At 30.7% G+C, this 20,083-nt stretch carries 18 protein-coding genes and 1 pseudogene; 10 read left to right on the forward strand and 9 right to left on the reverse strand.

What is annotated here, in order from left to right:
• Window positions 1-47: 47 nt before the first annotated feature.
• The gene (locus ACREV6_RS10685) at window positions 48-1,184 is read right to left on the reverse strand and encodes a Ger(x)C family spore germination protein (protein WP_431578260.1); all 1,137 of its coding nucleotides are present in this window, start codon (window positions 1,182-1,184) and stop codon (window positions 48-50) included.
• Window positions 1,185-1,200: 16 nt separating this feature from the next.
• Entirely contained in the window at window positions 1,201-2,700 is a 1,500-nt protein-coding gene (locus ACREV6_RS10690; RefSeq protein ID WP_431577995.1) for a spore germination protein, read from the reverse strand.
• Window positions 2,701-3,099: 399 nt separating this feature from the next.
• On the opposite strand from ACREV6_RS10690, the gene ACREV6_RS10695 reads away from it, so the two are divergent.
• Window positions 3,100-3,264 carry a zinc-ribbon domain-containing protein gene (locus ACREV6_RS10695; protein WP_125002068.1) on the forward strand — a complete coding sequence of 55 codons (165 nt, stop codon included), beginning with the start codon at window positions 3,100-3,102 and terminating at the stop codon, window positions 3,262-3,264.
• Between the two features lie 223 nt (window positions 3,265-3,487).
• On the opposite strand, the gene ACREV6_RS10700 is transcribed toward ACREV6_RS10695, so the two are convergent.
• Both ACREV6_RS10700 and ACREV6_RS10705 read right to left on the reverse strand, forming a co-directional pair.
• On the reverse strand, window positions 3,488-6,025 hold the full coding sequence (locus ACREV6_RS10700) for a cation-translocating P-type ATPase (protein ID WP_431577996.1): 2,538 nt from the start codon (window positions 6,023-6,025) through the stop codon (window positions 3,488-3,490).
• Window positions 6,026-6,240: 215 nt separating this feature from the next.
• Window positions 6,241-7,119, reverse strand: coding sequence for a DMT family transporter (locus ACREV6_RS10705; protein ID WP_431577997.1), 879 nt, complete (start codon window positions 7,117-7,119; stop codon window positions 6,241-6,243).
• Window positions 7,120-7,392: 273 nt separating this feature from the next.
• On the opposite strand from ACREV6_RS10705, the gene nagZ reads away from it, so the two are divergent.
• Window positions 7,393-8,670 (forward strand): beta-N-acetylhexosaminidase, encoded by a 1,278-nt coding sequence (gene nagZ, locus ACREV6_RS10710; RefSeq protein WP_431577998.1) that lies wholly within the window; start codon window positions 7,393-7,395, stop codon window positions 8,668-8,670.
• 45 nt (window positions 8,671-8,715) lie between these two features.
• Here the strand turns inward: nagZ and ACREV6_RS10715 are convergent, their stop codons facing one another.
• The gene (locus tag ACREV6_RS10715; protein WP_431577999.1) at window positions 8,716-9,933 is read right to left on the reverse strand and encodes an amidase domain-containing protein; all 1,218 of its coding nucleotides are present in this window, start codon (window positions 9,931-9,933) and stop codon (window positions 8,716-8,718) included.
• A gap of 183 nt (window positions 9,934-10,116) precedes the next feature.
• Here ACREV6_RS10715 and ACREV6_RS10720 point away from each other — a divergent pair, with 183 nt between their 5' ends.
• Complete coding sequence (locus ACREV6_RS10720) at window positions 10,117-11,463, forward strand: MATE family efflux transporter (protein WP_431578000.1); 1,347 nt, start codon at window positions 10,117-10,119, stop codon at window positions 11,461-11,463.
• A pseudogene (locus tag ACREV6_RS10725) lies at window positions 11,459-11,539 on the forward strand (polysaccharide deacetylase family protein); the annotation flags it as partial. The gene ACREV6_RS10720 and the pseudogene ACREV6_RS10725, both read left to right, overlap by 5 nt.
• A 120-nt stretch (window positions 11,540-11,659) precedes the next feature.
• Here the strand turns inward: ACREV6_RS10725 and ACREV6_RS10730 are convergent.
• Complete coding sequence (locus ACREV6_RS10730; protein WP_431578001.1) at window positions 11,660-12,118, reverse strand: hypothetical protein; 459 nt, start codon at window positions 12,116-12,118, stop codon at window positions 11,660-11,662.
• A gap of 624 nt (window positions 12,119-12,742) precedes the next feature.
• Window positions 12,743-12,931 carry an EscE/YscE/SsaE family type III secretion system needle protein co-chaperone gene (locus ACREV6_RS10735; protein ID WP_431578002.1) on the reverse strand — a complete coding sequence of 63 codons (189 nt, stop codon included), beginning with the start codon at window positions 12,929-12,931 and terminating at the stop codon, window positions 12,743-12,745.
• 259 nt (window positions 12,932-13,190) lie between these two features.
• Between ACREV6_RS10735 and ACREV6_RS10740 the strand changes: the two genes are divergently transcribed.
• From ACREV6_RS10740 to ACREV6_RS10765, 6 genes are all read left to right on the forward strand, one after another.
• Window positions 13,191-14,195: an ABC transporter ATP-binding protein gene (locus ACREV6_RS10740; RefSeq protein WP_431578003.1), complete on the forward strand. Its 1,005-nt coding sequence runs from the start codon at window positions 13,191-13,193 to the stop codon at window positions 14,193-14,195.
• On the forward strand, window positions 14,179-14,976 hold the full coding sequence (locus ACREV6_RS10745; protein ID WP_431578004.1) for an ABC transporter permease: 798 nt from the start codon (window positions 14,179-14,181) through the stop codon (window positions 14,974-14,976). Before ACREV6_RS10740 ends, ACREV6_RS10745 begins: the two co-directional genes overlap by 17 nt.
• Window positions 14,960-15,757, forward strand: coding sequence for an ABC transporter permease (locus ACREV6_RS10750; RefSeq protein WP_431578005.1), 798 nt, complete (start codon window positions 14,960-14,962; stop codon window positions 15,755-15,757). Before ACREV6_RS10745 ends, ACREV6_RS10750 begins: the two co-directional genes overlap by 17 nt.
• Window positions 15,758-15,822: 65 nt before the next feature.
• Window positions 15,823-17,085: an alkaline phosphatase family protein gene (locus tag ACREV6_RS10755; RefSeq protein ID WP_431578006.1), complete on the forward strand. Its 1,263-nt coding sequence runs from the start codon at window positions 15,823-15,825 to the stop codon at window positions 17,083-17,085.
• Window positions 17,086-17,433: 348 nt separating this feature from the next.
• Window positions 17,434-17,712 carry a CD3324 family protein gene (locus ACREV6_RS10760; RefSeq protein ID WP_431578007.1) on the forward strand — a complete coding sequence of 93 codons (279 nt, stop codon included), beginning with the start codon at window positions 17,434-17,436 and terminating at the stop codon, window positions 17,710-17,712.
• Window positions 17,713-17,958: 246 nt separating this feature from the next.
• Window positions 17,959-18,423, forward strand: coding sequence for a GNAT family N-acetyltransferase (locus ACREV6_RS10765; RefSeq protein ID WP_431578008.1), 465 nt, complete (start codon window positions 17,959-17,961; stop codon window positions 18,421-18,423).
• 90 nt (window positions 18,424-18,513) lie between these two features.
• On the opposite strand, the gene ACREV6_RS10770 is transcribed toward ACREV6_RS10765, so the two are convergent.
• Both ACREV6_RS10770 and ACREV6_RS10775 read right to left on the reverse strand, forming a co-directional pair.
• Window positions 18,514-19,413 carry an ATP-binding cassette domain-containing protein gene (locus ACREV6_RS10770; RefSeq protein ID WP_431578009.1) on the reverse strand — a complete coding sequence of 300 codons (900 nt, stop codon included), beginning with the start codon at window positions 19,411-19,413 and terminating at the stop codon, window positions 18,514-18,516.
• Window positions 19,406-20,083 (reverse strand): ABC transporter ATP-binding protein, encoded by a 678-nt coding sequence (locus ACREV6_RS10775; RefSeq protein ID WP_431578010.1) that lies wholly within the window; start codon window positions 20,081-20,083, stop codon window positions 19,406-19,408. The genes ACREV6_RS10770 and ACREV6_RS10775 overlap by 8 nt, the downstream gene beginning before the upstream one ends.

Here is a 20,083-nt window from a genome sequence, read left to right on the forward strand (position 1 = left end):
AATAAACGGTAAATAACAAGCTTATTGTTATACTGCAATTGCTTTGGTTATTTTTCTAATATAATAGGGGCGTTTGTAATACCACTGCCATTTATTTGAAGGTGTATGTTAACTTCAGTTTTTATGTTAGCAAAAATATCTTTTCCGTTTTTTTTAAAAAATTCACTTGCTTTTGGTTTTTCTTTATCAAAAATTTGTCCAAAGCCTAAAATATCACTTTCATAATCTTTCTGTAATTTACTAATTAAAGACTGTATCTGGGTCTTGATTTTATCTTCTGCTTCGCCTTGAAATATTTTCAAGGATTCTTCTTCCATGAAATTCTTACTTCCTCCAATTTCTTCTATAGTTACAACCGGGTATATATCTATTACAAGTGATACTATTCCATTGTTGTAAAGGGGAGTTAATTTAGTCCTATTTTCATGTATTCCTAAGGTCACAAAAGTATCAGAACCAGAAACATTTTTTATAACAATTAGTCCATCTTTTAATTTGTTTTTAATCATAAGCATGTATAGGGTTTCGTTCCCATTTAGATATCCTATAAGTTTATCTGATTTAAAAATAGCAGAGCCTTCTAGATGAGGGGATATAACCCCATTATTTAGTTCATTTTTAACTATAGCTATTGTTTCAGACTTTCCTTTTTGAGATATCCCATCTATAAATGACCATAACTTTGAATCAGTAAATTTAGAAAGTGTTTTTCCTGACCTCATGGTCTTCTCAAGATGAAAGGAAGTTACTTCGTTAAGCTTAACCTTACCTTCTAAAATTTCGGCAGCACTATTCTCCTTTGATATTAACATCCACATATCTGATCTAACGTAGGGGGATCTATTAACCCAATCAATTACAGGAATTACACCTTCTCTTGCTAAAGAATCACTTATTATTACTACCTTTGCGTCACTCCAAAAAAGTTTTAAACCGGTTTTTTCTATGGTATCTCTCACCGCGTTAAATATACTGTCACCTTCGGATCTGTAAAGGTCAGAACTAATGATCGAGGATACCCCTTGCGTTTGTGTGGTTATAATTTCTGTTGTTACAATATATTTATTTGTTATTAAATCTTTATCTATTGCCATGCCAGCTACTATTGCTAAATTGTTTATTTCTACATAATTCCAGCACCCGCATAATATGATAGGACATATAGCTATTAAAAAAACTACAATTACTAATTTTTTTTTTTCATTTTAAACCTTCTTTCGCCCTTTTTTTTATGCGCTTTTTATTTTTTGTAAACATCTTCGGTCTTAAATACATAGCCCACCAGGGGGCTCTAATTGCAGTATCTTTTATATCCTGGGTGGAAAAAGAAGGGACGTTAAGCATATAGGGTATACCAAAGGAGCGTATAGACATCATATGGAGAACTAAACCCATTACGCCAAAAATATAACCATACAAACCTAAGAAGGAAGATAATAACAAAAAAATAATTCGTATCTCTACTAGTCCTAAAACTTGAGGCAACATAATGCTTGCAATTCCTGTTATTGCAGTAATTATTACTATAGGGGCGCTGACTAGTCTTGCGCTAACAGCAGCATCACCAAGAACTAAGGCACCTACGATACTAATTGCGGCACCAACTTGTTTAGGCATTCTAAGACCTGCTTCCTTAAGTATCTCAAATATAATCATCATAGCCATGGCTTCTACAATTGAAGGGAAAGGTGTTCCTTTTCTCGCAGAATATATACTTAGAAGAAAGGGAGTTGGAATAAGTTCTTGATGGAAGGTAACAAGTGCTACATATATGGCTGAAGTACTAGTACTAATAAAAAAACATAACCATCTAAGCAACCTTACAAAAGAGGAATATAAAAAATTGTCATAATAGTCTTCATTGCTTTGAAAAACCTCAACAAAGATAGTCGGAAGAGTTAAAACAATAGGACTTCCATCACAGATTACTGCAAATCTACCTTCAAGAAGTTTTGCTACAACAACATCAGGTCTTTCTGTATTAATTATGGTTCTAAAAGGAGAATAGGGAGCATCTTTAATAAGTTCTTCAACGTAACCAGAATCTAAAATACCGTCAATATCAATATTATTTAGTCTTTTCATTAATTCCTTAAGTATAGGTTCCTTTGCTATGCCCTCAATATAACACACACAAATTTGAGTTTTAGTTTGTTTCCCCATTTTCATAAATATGAATTTTAAGTTAGGGTTAATAACGCGCCGCCTAATAAGTGTAAGGTTTAAATTCATTGATTCAGTAAAGCCTTCGCGAGGACCCCTAACTATAGTTTCTGCTTGAGGTTCTGAAATATTCCGTGTTTCCCAACCGATAGTATCTATAATAATTACATTGGCAAAACCATCTATGAAAAGCATAGTTTTTCCGTATATAATCCCACATATAATATCATCAACAAGGTCGGATTTTTTATTGTTTCCGGTTAAAAGTACTTCTTGCATTAAAACATCCATAATTTCACTAGGATTAATACCTGCTATAGGACTTAATAAAATTGGTTTTATAATATTATCATTAATTAATTGGGTATTTGCCATTCCGTCAATGTAAATCAGCATACACTTAGTTATATTAGGTCTACCAACTGATAGCACTCTATATACTACTGTTGTATCGTTAGTAAAAATATTTTTTATTATATTAATATTTTCATCTAATGAGGTTACTAGTTTTATATTTGAAAAGTCATTTGTATTCATAAATTAGGCTTCCTTTATATTATAATAATTAACCACGTTGAGATATTTTATCCAATTTGTAAATACATTATTCGCATACATATTTATGTGAAAAAATATGGGGACAGTTAACAATTAATTGTTATAAAGTACAATTAGTTGTTAACCGTCCCCTTGTTTTTAACCTTGTTTTTAACCTTGTTTTTAGCTTTATTTTTAATGATAAAATGAGAAATATTGTTAAAAAACAATAAAAAATATATTGCATTTAACTTTTATATATGGTAATATAAGCTCATACTAACTGTTTAGTAGCAGTTAGTGCTGAGATTAACTAGATAACAACATATCCTCTTTTTAGAATATAATTGTTAATCGGTTGTTAGATCTTAATATTTGGAAAAAGGAGGAATGTTTAAAATGGCAGATAAAACTTTAGTTTGTAAAGACTGTTCTAAAGACTTCGTATTCACTGAAGGCGAGCAAGAATTCTACAAAGAAAAAGGATTCGATAATGAACCTCAAAGATGTGTTGATTGCAGAAGAGCAAGAAAACAACAAAATGACAGAGGATTCAGAAGATAGTAAAAAGAATATTATAACCCTATAGGATTAAACCTATAGGGTTTATTTTTTTGCTCTAAAACTATAATTATACGGTTCCATGGGTTGGGAATATAGTATAATGCTTAATAAGGAGTGGATTAAGTGATTAAAAACTACTTAGGTCAGGGCAGTTTGAGGGGAAATAGAAACTTAAGAAAACCCAAAACACTTAAATATCTTAAGTGTTTTGGGTTTTTAGTATTTAAGAGAAATCATTTAAATTTTTGATTGCAGGATTTTCTTTTACTTTGCTGTGCTTTGAATTATTAAAAAACTTAACAATTTCCCACCAACCAGTAGACGCGGCACCAAGGATGCAGGCTAGCACAGCTGTTTTAAAATTAAGCGTCACAGTTTTAAAAATAGGGTGAGCAGCTGGAATATACACTATAGAAAATAACATTACTAAGGCTAAGCTATTAATGTAAAATCTAGCTTTACTACCTTTTTCTTTGAAAATACTAATTAGATACTTAGTGTTAGATCTATTAACTAAGACTAGAATTACATTTCCAACTATTAAGACCATTAGTGAAAAAGTTCTTGCAAAGTCTGCACTTAAACCTGAATCAACCATATAGTGAAAAGGCAAAAATGATGCTAAAAACATTGTTGTACCCTGGAGTAGAACTTTTTTTGTTAAGTCTTTTGTAAGTAGTGGCTCTTTTGGTGATCGTGGGGGCTGCTCCATTATATAATCTTCTGCTGGTTCACCTTCGAAAACTATAGAGCAAGTTGGGTCTAAAATTAGCTCCAAAAGCACAATATGAACGGGCAGTAATATTTGAGGTAAGTTAAAAATAGGTGAAAATAATGCTAAGGTCATAATAGGAATATGAATTATCATTATATATACCATAGCTTTTCGAATGTTATCAAAAACCCTTCTTCCATCTTCTATAGAGTGAACTATAGTTGTGAAATTATCGTCCATTAGAATCATATCCGCAGCTTCTTTCGCAACCTCTGTTCCCCTTTTTCCCATTGCAATTCCTATATTAGCATTTTTTAGTGCTGGTGCATCATTTACTCCATCACCAGTCATTGCAACGATTTCACCATTCTTTTTAAGTGCCTTAACTATCTTCATTTTATGTTCTGGAATTACTCTTGAGAAAATATCACAATGCTTCACTGCGGTGCAAAGTTCATCCTCTGTCATAACATCAATTTCATCTCCAGTAATTGCACAATTATTAGATTTAAGACCTATTTCATTGCCTATAGCCATAGCTGTTTTAGAATAATCTCCTGTTATCATCATTACTCTTACACCAGCTTTTTTACAGAGGTCTATAGCATCTTCTACCCCTTCTTTTGGTGGATCTTGAAGTCCAATTAATCCCTTAAAACATAAACTATATTGTTCTAAACTATCATTAAGGGTAGAAGTTAATAAATCTGCCATTGCAAGAACTCTTAATCCCTTGCTAGCCATACCGTCTATAATATCTAAAATTTTTATTTCTTCATCTTGGGTTAAATTACATAAGGGTAGTATAGTTTCTGGGGAACCTTTAGCTGCTACATAGTAGCTAGCATTTTCTTTGTAGATATTTGCCATTCTTTTATTTTTAGAATCAAAAGCAAATTTTTTAGCAAGCTCAAGATTGTAAAGCTCAGTTATGTCTATTTTATTTTTGCCAGCATCTACTATAGCTTTCTCCATAGGATCATAGGGATCTTTTTCACAAGCTAAAACTAAAAGCTTAGCTAAATCTTTATCCTGCATTTTATCAGGATCTATAAATCCATTGCTATATATAGTTTTTGTGCGCATTATATTTTGTGTAATTGTTCCTGTTTTATCTACGCAAAGCACTGTGGTAGAACCTAAAGTTTCCACTGCAGGGATGCTGCGAATTAAGGTGTTCTTTTTAGCTAGCCTAAAGGCACCTAGGGATAAGAATATTGTAAGCACCACTGGAAATTCTTCTGGTATAATAGCCATAGCCAAGGTTATACCTGCAAGGATACTCTTAACAAATTCACCAGTGTACATATATGAAAGTCCTATTACTAAAATGCATAGTATAAAACCTGCAATAGCTAAGGTTTTTACTAATTGAGATACCTTTTTTTGAAGTGGAGAAAGTTCCTGCCTTGTTTCACTTATTGCTTTCCCTATTTTCCCATACTCAGTTTCAAAGCCTATTGTTTTTACTCTAGCAGTACATTTTCCGAAATTAGACAATGTACCTGCATATAAATAATCTTGTTTCCAATAGGTTTTTGAGGAATCTATAGTTCCCACTGTTACCTTGTATACAGGTTCACTCTCTCCAGTAAGGGAAGATTCATCCACTGAGAAATTTGATTCCTCAATAACTTCACAATCTGCAGGAATACGGTTTCCCTCGGATAAAAAAATTATATCAGAAGGTACAAGCTCGCGGCTTTTAATTACTTGTTTTTTACCATTTCTCATTGCGGTAACATGAGGCGCGGTCAAATCTTTTAGCGCATCTATAGTTTTTTCGGTTTTCCATTCCTGAACGAAAGTTATGGTGGCAACAAAAATAACAAAGATAAGCATTATACTACCTTCGCGAGGTTCCCCTAATATAAAATATAAGGTAGCGGCTCCTGCTAATAATAAAAACATAGGCTCTTTGAATACACTTAAAAACTTTAGTATAGGGTTAGATTTTTTAGTTTTTATAAGCTCATTAAAACCATATTTCTCTCTGAGGACTTTTACTTGTTCATTATTCAGATCATTTAATAATTCTTTTTCCATTTATTACACCTCGTTATCAATTAATAATTAGTACATTAACTATTATATGCTACAAACATAGAAATGTTAAGCATTATTAAAAATAATTATGTGGAGATATATTATCAATTGATAATTAAAAATAGATATTAATGGTAATTAATTGTAAATAATATGTATTAATATATGATAACAATTATTAAATGAATAAATTGAAGTATAGAAAAACCATATCATCAGTTTTTTTGGCATATATACACTCCAGCAATTATCAGAAAAGTAGTGATGATTTTTACAGCTGATATACTCTCATTTAATATGGTTACTGAAAGTATAATAGAAAAAATAGGTACTAAATTAATAAAGATTGAAGTTTTGCTTGGACCTATCTTTTTAATGGAGATTTGCTGAACTAAATAGCCTATAACAGATGCGAATATGCTCATATATACCACGGCTAAAAATGAGTAGTAGGGAATTTGATTTATAAAAGTCCAAGGCTTTTCATATATAACAAAAGGAATTAAAAAAATGCTACAAAATAAAAAGCTGTAAAAGGTTAGTATTAGCGGTGAAAATTTATGCAGATACACTTTGCTAAAAACAGAATAGGCAGCCCACAAACAAACAGCTATAAGCATTAATAAATCGCCTTTGTTTAAGGATAGGTTATGCATTGTGGATAGATTCGCATTTGTTATAGTTAAAAAAACACCTAAAAATGATAAAATTATTCCAATAGCTCTTTTAAAGGTTATTTTATCTTTTAGGAATATAATGCATAAAATTGTTGTTATTATAGGATTTGTGGCTCCTATTAGTGAAGAATTTATTGCGGTAGTATATTTTAAGGCAGTAAAAAAGAAAACATGATAGCCAAACATTCCAATTATACCTGTAAATAAAAATATAGGGATATCTTTTTTAGTTAATTTATAATTGCTTTTGTCCCTAGATTTTACTACAAAATAAAGAATAGTGGTTGCAATAAAAAACCTTAAAAAAGTCAAAGTAAAGGTTGGGATAAAAGGTACTGAGAGTTTCCCAGCAATAAATGCACCTGCCCAAAAAAATGTGGATAAAACCATTAGTAAGTATATTTTTCTGTTTGACAAAATACCAACTCCTTATTATTAGTAATTACTCAGCTACTATTTTAAGTAAACTTTATATTCATTTAAAAAAATTACACATTCAAATATGTATAACGTTAATGTTACTACCTTTTAGCCTATTATGAAAGATAATTATAAGCAGAATAGATTAAAATTAGAAGGGCGATGAAAATATATTATGTTAAATATTTGAAAGTTATATTGATATTATGTATAATTGAACAAGGGTACAGTTATAGTGTTTAGAGTTTATGTTTTATATAAATAGGGGGAATGGCATTGTTAAAAAAAACTACTCTAATTCTAGTGATAATATTGCTTATACCAATTATGTCTGCTTGCAATATATTTAAGAAGGGTATTAATCAAAAAGCAAATAATACGCTAGCACAGGAAGAGGCAACAAAAGCTAATGATTCACAAGATTTAGAAGTGATATCTGAGCCTAAAGAAATAGATCCAATTATAGAGCAAATAGGTAAAATGACTATAGATGAAAAAATAGGACAAATGCTAGTAGTAGGGATTGAGGGTCATGATTTAAATGATAATACCAAAAGTCTCATAGAAAAGTCTAAGGTAGGTGGCGTTATATTATTCTCAAATAATATTCAAGATGCCAGGCAGTTACTTAATTTATTGAATTCTTTAAAAAATGAAAATTCACATAACAAAGTACCTCTGTTTTTATCCCTTGATGAAGAGGGTGGTAGAGTAACAAGGATGCCAAAGGAATTTAAAAGGATTCCAACAAATAAAGCAATAGGAAAAATAAATGATAAGACACTATCCTATAAGATAGGTGCTGCAATAGGGTATGAAATAGGTGCTTTTGGATTTAATATGGACTTTGCACCGGTTCTTGATGTTAACAGTAATCCCAAAAATTCAGTTATAGGGGATAGGTCTTTTGGATGGGATATAAATCTCGTAAGCAACTTAGCTATCCAAACTATGAAGGGAATTCAATCGCAAAATGTTATACCTGTAGTGAAACATTTTCCAGGACATGGGGATACCTCTGTAGATTCTCATATGGGACTTCCTTCTGTAAATAATGATTTGAAAAGGTTAAAGAGCTTTGAGCTAATACCTTTTGCAAAGGCAATAAAAAATAATGCAGATGCAGTAATGATTGCACATATACTTTTGTCTAAGATAGATAGTGAAAATCCCTCCTCATTGTCAAAAACAATTATTACAGATATCTTAAGAACTGACCTTAAGTTTAATGGTGTTATAATCACTGATGATATGACTATGGGTGCTATAGTGAAAAATTATGATATTGGAGGAGCTGCAGTAAAATCAGTAAAGGCAGGAACCGACATAGTGCTTGTGTGCCACGGATATGATAATGAATTAGCAGTAATTAATGCACTGAAAAATTCACTATTAAAGGGAGAGGTATCTGGGCAACGGATAGATGAAAGTGTTTATAGGATACTGAGTCTTAAACAAAAATATAAATTAAAAGATGAAATAATAAAGTCTGTAGATGTTAAGGGTATAAATAATAAAATATACAATGTACTAAAAAATAAATTTTAAGAACTCATACAACAATATAAAAATAAGGATACCAATTTGGTATCCTTATTTTAAATGTATTAAGTAAAAATTAATGTTTTTATCTCCCCAGCCTAAGTCCCAAGGTACATGAAATCTATCAATGGTGTGCGTATTAACAAGAGGGTATCCATGAGAGTCAAAGCCCGTAACTATAGCGAAATGATCTATATCACTACCTTTGGCATAACAAATAAGATCACCTAATTCCAATTTTTGTACTGCTCCACATGGATAGCCTGGAAGTGGAGAAATTAACTGGTTAAATGTACCTTTTCCTAGTAGCTTTCCACGGCCACTATAAAGCAAATAATTTTTAAAGGCATCAGCATTAACCCATGCTGAGCTTCCGTCAGCTCCACCATATTTTTTATAAGTACATTGCCAAATACTATCAAACCGTAGGCCGCCACCTTCACTATCTCCAATTGATTGAGATACATAATTAGTGCAATTGCCCCCATTGCCGGTATAGTTTGTATATTTTTTATTATATTTTGTTGAATTTCCACTTGCCCATGGTATTCCACAGTATTTATCCGCATATTTAACGGCGTTAATTTTGTCGTATCGACCTTTGGGAACAACCTTCACTTCGGGTGGTATTTTAGGACAATTACCTAGGGTGTAAATAGTTTTTTTGTTGGCATCAAGTTTAAAGTTTTTTAACTCTCCCACATAAGCTTTTAAAGCATCTTCAAAACAATCTAAATACCAATCAGAATAAATTATCCATTTTTCATCTTTTTTTATTAGCTCCATAGAGTGTGTTAGTCCTACTCCAAATACATTTGTAGTAGGCGTTATATCATTTTTATAAGTGTATTCAAATTTATAATATTCATCCACCAATAAGCGAAGACCTCTTTTGGTTGTAGTTATGTTTCTAACTTTGGGAGTAGATTCAACTTTTGTAAAATTCATACCTCTTTGACTTGACCAATCATTAAAATAATTAAATCTTTTTACCTCATGCTCTAAACTCCACTTTCCAAGCTTTTGAGAAGGATCATAATAACTAGGGAGATTAGTAAGATCTTTAGTAATAAACATGGAGCAACGATCATTATAAATATTTTCTATCACCTGTGTGATTTCAGTTTTATCAGGAGGTAATAAAGCTATTGTAGAAATAGTTAAATTTTTATTTGTGTAAAAATCATTGAATTTATAAAAAAACAAATTTAATAGTAAAACAAACAAAATAGCAGTAAAAATAACAGCTTTGCAAGTGTGTTTTTTCATGAATTTATACACCTCCGAATTATTTAAAACAAAAAATAAGCACTAAGTTAGTATTCCACATTAATAAGATTTATTGCAAGAATTAATGATAAATTAATTTCAAATGCTGGAAAATTGTTCATCAAAATGAATTTTATTAATATACTTAATAAAGGTAATTAATTTTTGTGAGGTAGCTTATGTATGGTGAATAAATATACAACCAATGAGGTTTTAAATACTTCGCTGCCTGTAGTTGCGGAGATAACAATATATACTTTAATGTCTATTTTCGATTTAATGATGATTGGAAAATATGGCGGGAATATAGCAGTAAGTGCGGTGGGAATAAGTAATAGTTTAACAAATGCATTTATAGGTATATTTATTTCTGGGGGAGTTTGTATAAGTATTGTTTCACTAGTGTCTAGACTAGTAGGTGCAAAACAGTATAAAATTGCTGAAAAATTCGCAGCAATAGGGTTTGTTTTAGGTGCTAGCATTTGTTTAATTATTACAATTTTATTTTTTCACTTTGGAAAAGAACTTCTTTATGTACTTGGAGCTAGAAATGAAATTTTACAAATAGGATATTCATTTATAAGAATTAATTCTATAGCCTTGTTTTTTTGTATGAATATGCGACTTTTAAATTCTGTTTTAATAGGATATGGAAACACGTTTATACCATTCATATGTTCTTTAATTGTATTTTGTCTTAAAATACTTTTCAATTATTTGTTAATTTTTGGTGTTATGTTTAAGGAGATGGGTATAGAAGGAGCTGCTATTGCTTCTACAATTGCTTATTTATGTGGTTTTGTTTTTTCTTTTTACAATACTGTTCTAAAGGCTAAAATCAATTTTAAAACCATTTTCAATCTCAAAATTTTAAATAGTGATATTAAAAAAATATTAAGATTAGCTATTCCTTGTTCATTGGAAGAAGCGGCCTTCAGCATTAGCAAACTGATATGTGTTGCTATTATAATCAAATCTGGAAGTGTTTCCTTTGCAGCTGATGAAATAGCTAATATGATAGAAGGAATTTCCGTTATGCCTGGTATTGGATTTGGTATGGCAGTTATTACTTTAGTAGGACATAATATAGGGAAAAAGGATTATAAAAAAGCAAAAGCGGCTACTTTTAATTGTGCTTTTTATGCTTTATTTATGATGAGCATATTCGCAATAATATTCTTATTTATGCCAAATATTCTGGTGAATTTTTTTGTTAGTGAAAAAGAAAAAAAAGTTGCTTATTTAGCTGGGAGGTGTCTTGCTATAGGAGCAGCAGAGCAACCGCTTATAGGTATATCACTAGTCTTTGCTGGTGCATTAAAGGGTTTAGGAGATGTAAAGAGCCCCTTTTTAATTTCTTGTTTTACAAGTTGGGTTATAAGATTACCACTAACATATTATTTTATACATCTTTTAAAGTATCCAGTTACAGCAGTATGGTGGATTACTGCATTGCAATGGGGAATAGATGCATTGCTTATGTTCATATTTTTTAAGTGCAAATTTAATAAATTATCAAAAAATCAATAAGGATTTAGATATACTTAAAGAAAATCATGTAAAGGCTACTTTTTTTCTTATAGGCAATCAAATTAAAGGTCAAGAAGCACATGGAAGTAGGTATGAGATTAAAAAGACTAAGTGCAAAGTCTGCAATTAGTCTTTTATATTTTCTAAAGATAAAAATCAAATAAGTATTTCTTTTTATATAAAACCAAACATTAAGTTAGCGATTTAGGCCCTCGATTAGTTTAGTTTTGGTTTTAATCATGTCAGATAATATTATATATGCTTTTGAGTTTGTATCATAGGAAGTTACAACTAATCTTCCTTGTATATCAAGAAATAAAGCTAATATTTCCTTTTCAAACTGGAGAGAAAAATTCATAAATTCTTTAGACGTTGTAGCGTCAGTAGTATGTACTCTTAAATTAAATTGACTTATTAAAAATGAAATCTTATCATAAATTGCAAAATCAATTTTTTCAGTTTCATCGTCATTGACTTCTTTTTTTAGTTTTTGGTAATAAAGAAAGGTTTTATCAACGTTGTCAGCCAAAACCTTAGATAATATCTTTACAGCAGGAGAAAGATGAGTTTGCTTACTAATTTCTGTGTAAAGATCCTTTCGCTTATATGCAATGGCTATAGCTTTATCTATAATGTCTATAATGTCGTATCCCAAAACAAAATAACCTCCTTTTAATATTGTGTGGTAGATAACAATTATATTTCCTAAAGTTGTTAAATTTAAACATCGTTAATTTTTCAAGATTAACTGTTTTGATGCCAGTATCCATAGAAAAAAAGCTTGCTTTAAAACAAGCTCTTTCTGAAAAAAATTAATAAAATCTGGCGTTTTTTAAATCAATCCCCAATTGTTGAAACTCTGCTACATTTTTATAATTCAAGTTTTTATTTGAATTTAGAATCATAAAAATATACTATAATTGTACTATAACAGAAAAGGCGGAACTATGGAGACGTTGAAATTAGATTAAAAGCTTGTTTTTCGGTAATTTCTGTTGAATCCTTCATTTTGCTAACTGTTTCACATTCGACTATTTATGCAAAATTTATGAAATAAGCACACAAATATACTGATATCAATGAAAAAATTTACATTATATGCTACAAGTGCTTTTTATATAGTTGCAAATGTTGGAAATTGTCACCTGAAAAAAATGTAAGCTATTAAATTCGGTTTTACAAAAGCAGGTTTTAATTTTGAAAACTCTTAGTTAAGGAGCTTGTTTAAAAAACAAGCTCCTTCTGCTTAATATTAGTAAAATATTATTTTATATGGTTTCTACTCTGTGTAATTTGAAAGTGTTTCAGTAGCTGTTTGTAATGCAGATTGAACAGCATTAAGAGTATTTTGAATTTGTTGCCTATTTTCTTCCTTTTCTACTGTGCTTATGGCTTCAGTAAGACTAGTTCTTGAAGTTTGAAGTTTGTGATATACATCTTCAACATGTTGTCTTGCATTCTTTTCCATATGGATTTCCTCCTTTATTTCTTAATAGTATGGTTATAGTATCTGAATTTCACTGAAAAAAATACTTGTAAATTATAGAAAGTATGCTATAATTTACTTTAATGTGAGAGTGTATCTAGGGTTCCGGTTTTAAAAATGTCTGGTCCGAGCGATACAGGATGATATCTACACTTTTAGGGAAAAAGCCTGAAGGACGAGTCTCAATATGGAGATTTGTTTTGGAGGCTTTATTTTTTTTGAAAAAAAGGAGATGTTAAAAATGAGCATAATAAAAGTTGATAATCTTTGCAAAACTTTTAAAGTTAAAACCAAGGAACAAGGACTACGGGGCAGTGTTAAGTCGATTTTTTCACCAAGCTATAGGGAGATTGAGGCCGTTAATAATATTTCCTTTGAAGTAGAAAAGGGAGAAATATTAGCCTTCATAGGTCCAAATGGAGCAGGAAAATCCACTACTATAAAAATGATGACAGGTATATTATATCCATCCTCAGGAAATATTGAAGTCCTGGGTATGAATCCAGCTACTGAAAGAAAAGAATTGTCTTATAAAATAGGTACAGTTTTTGGGCAAAAATCACAACTTTGGTTTCACCTACCACCACTTGATAGCTTTCATTTACTTGGGAATATTTATGAAATGGATAAAGTGAAACTTCAAAAGAGAATAGAGCTCCTAAAGGAGATTTTTGAAATAGGAGATTTAATGGATATTCCCGTTAGAAAACTTTCTTTAGGTCAAAGAATACGCTGTGAGATTGCAGCATCTATTTTACACGAACCTGAGATTATATTTTTAGATGAGCCTACTATAGGCCTGGATGTGGTTGTAAAACAGAAGATTAGAGAACTTATATTGCAGCTTAATAAGGAAGAAAAAACCACTATATTCTTAACCTCTCATGATTCCGGCGATATAGAACAATTATGCAAAAGGGCAATCATTATAAATCATGGAGAGGTGGTATTAAACGAAACAATTAAGAGTCTTAAGCATGATTATTTAAACAAGAAGATAATACAGATTAAGTATAATGAAATAGTAAATCTAGACAATTGCGAACTAAATATTATTAAAAATAAGGGGAATGCCATAAAGGTTCAAGTGGACACATCAAAGCAAGATATAGAGCAAGTGCTAACTAACCTAATAAAATGCGGAAAGGTGAATGACATAACCATATCAGAGCCACCACTTGAGGAAATAATATCTCATATTTATAAGCAAAGTAAGGAGGGTGACACGCATGAAGGCACTTCGTAAATATGGACAAATATCTAAAATAACAATGTCTAATAGCTTGGTATATTTTTGGAATTTTCTTAGTAAAAATATATTTTTTGTATTCATAATGTTTATATATTTAATGCTTTGGAAAAATATATATGCACAAAAAGGTAGTACAATTGCTGGGCTAAGTTTAAATGCAATGATTTGGTACTTGATAGTTACAGAGCTTGTTACTCTTTCAAGAACAGATATACATGTACAAGTAAATGAAGATGTGAAAAGTGGTAACATAGCTTATTTATTGAACAAACCTTATAACTATGTTATTTATTGCTTTTCCTACTTTGTAGGTGAAATTGGCATAAAACTTTTAACTAATGGTATAATTGGACTTTCTATAGGGTTCATCTATGCTGGGACCTTGGAAAATTTTAACGTACTGCACCTCCCTTTTATATTTATATCATTAATTGTAGGCTGCTGTATTAACTTTTTTATCTATATAACGTTAGCATTAACCTCATTTTGGTTTGAGGACAATACAGCTTTCTTTTGGATTTATTCAAAGCTGATATTTACCTTAGGGGGAATGCTTATGCCTATAGAACTTTTTCCGGATTGGCTCCAAAAGGTATCAAAGTATCTACCCTTTGCTTATGTAACTTACGTGCCAGCAAAACTTGCAGTAGATTTTTCTTTCATAAGTTTTTATAAACAATTTTCAATTCAACTATTATATTTAGGGATATTTTTTACTTTAGCTATGACATTATATAAGAAGGGGGCAAAGAATTTAAATGTTAATGGAGGTTAAGAAGAGCTTAAAGCTTATGGGTTATTATTTTAAATTTAATATATCTTCAGTCATGGAATACAGGATGAGTTTTCTTGTACAATGTTTTGGGATGATACTAAATAATTCAGCATTTATATTCTTTTGGTGGATATTATTTGAAAAGGTAAACACTATTGGTGGATATGGTTTTAAGGATGAAATGATGCTTTGGGCTTTAATGTCCACTAGTTTTGGTCTTTGTTTTGTGGTTTTTGGTAATGTAAATCAGATTACAAGAATGATAATAAATGGTGAACTAGATAGCTATTTACTACAGCCTAAAGACCCTCTTATTAATATACTTTGCTCTAAAACCATAGTATCTGCATGGGGTGATACCTTATATGGAGTGATTTTATTTTTTATAATCAAAGGTTTTCATCTTAAAAGTTTCTTATTGTTTTTGTTATTTTCTATTACAGGGGCTTTAATATTAGCTTCAGTACTAGTGACCTTTCATGCCTTAAGTTTTTATGCAGGCAACACAGAGGGATTAGCACAGCTTGCAACAGAATTTTTCATAAGCTTTAGTATTTATCCGGAAGGCATATTTAGCAATACTGTAAAATATATACTTTATACTGTTATACCAGTAGCATTTGTGGTGTATATACCTGCAAAGGTGATAAATCAATTTTCGCTTGTTATGCTTTTAGAGGTTTTAGGAGTAGCATTAATATGGATAGTAATAGCTTATACTATGTTCTACAAAGGCCTTAAAAAATATGAATCTGGAAATTTAATAACAAATAAACTATAATGGTGCCACCAACGTGGCAAGTGTAAAATTGAACTTACCATACAATAATTCAATGAGGTGATGAGATGATAAATACAAAATCAATTGAGGCAGTTGATAAAAGCAAATATAAGGAATTTACTGTTCCATTATATGATAGTTACTGTTTTTCTAATATTTTTGGAAGTATAAAACACTTATTTGATATTCCATCAGATAAAAAATTACCTAAGGATACTCTAGGAAATTCACAGGATTCTCCTAATAAAATAGTTTTCTTTCTTGTGGATGCTTTTGGCTGGTGTTTTTATGAGAAATACAAGGAGTCTTCCAGTTTCTTACGTGAAATAGAAGAAAGAGGAATTGTTTCAAAGTTAACTTCACAGTTTCCGTCTACTACAACAGCTCATGTAACCACAGCTTTAAGTGGAGAACCAGTATACGAACACGGGCTTTATGAATGGTTCTATTATGAGCCAGAAGCCGATGATATCATAACAGCTTTCTTATTTAAAGAAGCAAGAAAAAAGGGTATAGAAACTTTAAAGAATAAGAATATAGATCCTAAAAGCTTCTTACCTAAAAAAAGCTTTTTCAAGGACTTATTAGAAAATGGAATTAAAAGCACTGTTTATCAGCCAAGCTTTATAAATGATAGTACCTACTCGAGTGTAATGTGTAAAGATGCAACGGTGAAAGGGTATCATGAATATGAAGATTTATTTGAATCGCTATCAAAGGATTTAATAAAGAATAATGAGAAAGAATATTTTTATGTTTATTTACCAGACATTGATCATATTGCTCATGAAAAAGGAAATTGTTCAGAAGAATTTAAAGAAGCCATGGAGAAATTATTAAAACATATGGATAAATTCTATAAAAATGGCAAAGAAAGCTTTGAAAATACAGCGATTATGATCTCAGCGGATCATGGACAAGTGGATACTGATTTAAGTAGGAAGTATTATTTGAATGACATAATACCCGATATAGATAAATACTTAAAGCACAATAAAAACAATGATCTAATTTCACCAGCAGGTTTTTGTAGAGATTTATTTCTCTACGTTAAGGACGAACACTTATTTACAGTTAAGAAAATGATAGAAAAGCAGTTAAAAGATATAGTTTACGTATATACTTTTGAGGAATTGACGAAAAAAGGCTTTTTCGGAAATCCAAGTAAGAGAATGTTAGAAAGATGTGGAAATCTTATTTTATTACCCAAAGGCAATAATCATATTTGGTGGTATGAAAAGGATGTTTTTGAACTTACACTTATAGGACTTCATGGTGGCGCGAGTAGGGATGAGATGGAGATACCACTTTTGTTTTATAGATTTTAATAAAATTATACAAATTTGACTTTTTAATATAAAAATAGGATAATTATAATTACTTTAAATGCAATTACGATAATATTATATTATGAAAAAGAAGTGAAAATTAAAATTTATTTGAGAAAATAAGACTGAATGGAGGAATATTTATGGGGAAGTATACTGCTTTTAAGATATTTTCATGCTCATAGCAAAGACTGCTTTAAAGAAGTAAGCTATGATTTGTTTTGAGTTTAAGTTATAAAATTAGGTATAAATAAACTAAACATATAATTTATATGCATAATACATTGTTTTACTTTATTTAGTAGTCTTTGCTTTAATTCTTTATATTTTATAAGGAGGAGCAAAGCTGTGGGATATATTAAAGCACAAAATGTGTTGCCAGAAGAAATAATAAAGTTAATTCAAGAATACGTAGATGGGGAATGTTTATACATTCCAAGAAAAAATGGAAATGAAAAATCTTGGGGTGAAAAAAATGGTACAAGAAACAGTCTTAGAAAGAGGAATAATGAAATATTTTGCAAATATACTCAGGGAGTAACCATTATTGAATTAGCTAGTCGATATTACCTTTCAGAAAAAAGTATAGGAAGAATTATAGGTAAAGAAAAATTATTATGTTCATAATAAAAAAAGATGTTAATTATTAAATGAAATTTTAATAATTAACATCCTTTTTCATTTGATTCTTTGATGAGACCTAAATTATGGCATGTGTAAATTAGTTTACAATAAAGATTGCTAGGTATAAAGATAATAGTATAGATGCTCAAGTTCTATTGTGAACTGTTTATGAGGTTTTAATATAATAATATGGGTGTTAGAATATAGTTACGAAGGTTACTAAGAATAGAATTTTGAGGAGGAAATAATATGAAGTTTGAATTTAGAAAGCCCACAGAAAGTGATGCTAAAGATACTGTAACATGGAAGTATGAAGGTGAGTATTCCTTCTATAATAATGATAAAACCGAAGCTAAAAAACAATGGGTAAGTAATATACATAATGAAGAAAATACATTTGCTATATACGATGAAAAAAGCGAACTAATAGGAAATTGTAGTTTTGATTATGAGGATGGTCAAATAAATCTTGGGTTACAAATCAGGCCAAGCTTAACAGGAAAAGGTAGGGGAACAGAAATAGTTAAAGCCATATTAGAATTTGGAAAAGAAAAATATAAGTTTAATGATATAGAGCTGCTTGTTGCAAAGTTTAATAAGAGAGCCATAAAGATATATGAAAGGTTAGAATTTAAGATCACAGAGGAGTTTATGTGGCATGTAAATGGTGAAGACAAAGAATTTGTTGCAATGAGAAAAGTTTGGGGAAATTAAAGGACAAGTATTTTTGTGAATAGAACAATGAAAATGAGTAGCATTTAAGAGAAAAAGGTAACTCTTATCTAAAAGAATTACCTTTTTGTACTATGGCAATTGACACCTATATAAAACTATCCTATCCTCATCTAATTCTACCTTTAATTTGTCCAGTCCACTAATATTAAGTGCATCTAAGTATTCCTCTGGAATATGAATTCTTCCATTCTTATCTATAACAGCAAGTTCAACATGACTTTCATCTTTTTTTAATCCTGTGCTTAGGTTAGCTAATGTTTCTGCATAACTGCTTTTTCTTAAAATTTCACTGCTTATTTTCCCATCTCTTATAGATACTACTCTATCAACTTTTTTTGCTAACTGACTATCGTGAGTTACTATAACAATAGTTACATTTAGCGTCTGGTTTAATTTTTGAAACAAATCCAAAATCTGAGCAGAAGTTTTTGTATCTACAGAACCAGTAGGCTCGTCGGCAAGCAAAAGCTTAGGATTATTGGAAAGTGCTATAGCTATAGCTATTCTCTGCTGTTCGCCTCCTGATAGCTGACTTAATTTACTTTTCTTCCTATGAAGCATACCTACCATTTCCAAAAGGTCTAAAGCTCTATTTTTTTCATTAGACTGCTTTCCTACACTTAAAATCAGTTCAATATTTTCCTGTGCAGTAAGATATGGAATTAAATTCCTTGCATTATTTTTCCATACGAATCCTACAGTTTGTTTTTTATATTTTATCATTTCTTTTTCATTAAGCTTAAATAAATCTTTCCCCTCTACAATCAATTTACCTGCATTAGCACGATCAAGGCCTCCTAGCATATTAAGTAGGGTTGATTTTCCACTTCCACTGTTTCCTACGATAGCCATTAGTTCTCCTTCTTCTACAACTAGATCCAATCCTTGAAGTGCAACAACTTCTGTGTCTACAGTTTTATATATTTTTATCAGGTTTTCACATACAATCATTTTATTTTTATTACTCATTTACAAGCTCACCATCCTGTAATGTATATACGCAGTTGGCAATTTCCATCATATTTGGATCATGGGTGGTCATAACCACGGATATGCCTTCCTTCTGTACCATATCCTTGAAAATTTTAACTATCTGTAATCCTCTATTAGTATCCAGTGCAGCAGTGGGCTCATCTGCAAAAATAATTTTAGGACGATGGGCAATTGCACGTGCAATTGCTACTCGCTGAACTTCTCCTCCAGATAACTCATAAGGAAAATGTGCCATTCTTTTCTTTAAACCCACTAGTTCAAGGCATTCCGCTACTCTCTTTTTTCTTTCATTCTTATCAAACCCTACTATTCTAAGAGCTAGGTCAACATTTTCAAAAGCAGTCATATTTGAGAGAAGTGCTCCAGATTGAAATACATAGCCTATTTGCTGTTTTCTTAGTTCATTTCTTTCTTTTATGGACATACTGGTTAAGTCTACTTTATCAAAAAAAATTTTGCCGGATGTTGGGTTATCCAATGCTCCTAATAAATTAATTAACGAGGTCTTACCTGAACCTGAGCGTCCCTTAATTATAGTGAATTGCCCTTTAAGAATTTCTAAACTTAAATTCTTTACTGCATGAATTTGCTGTCCACCTACCACATATGTTCGCCATAAATCTTGAGTTTTTATTATACCTCGCAT

The organism is Clostridium sp., from assembly GCF_050717515.1.
Lineage (GTDB): Bacteria > Bacillota > Clostridia > Clostridiales > Clostridiaceae > Clostridium_AD.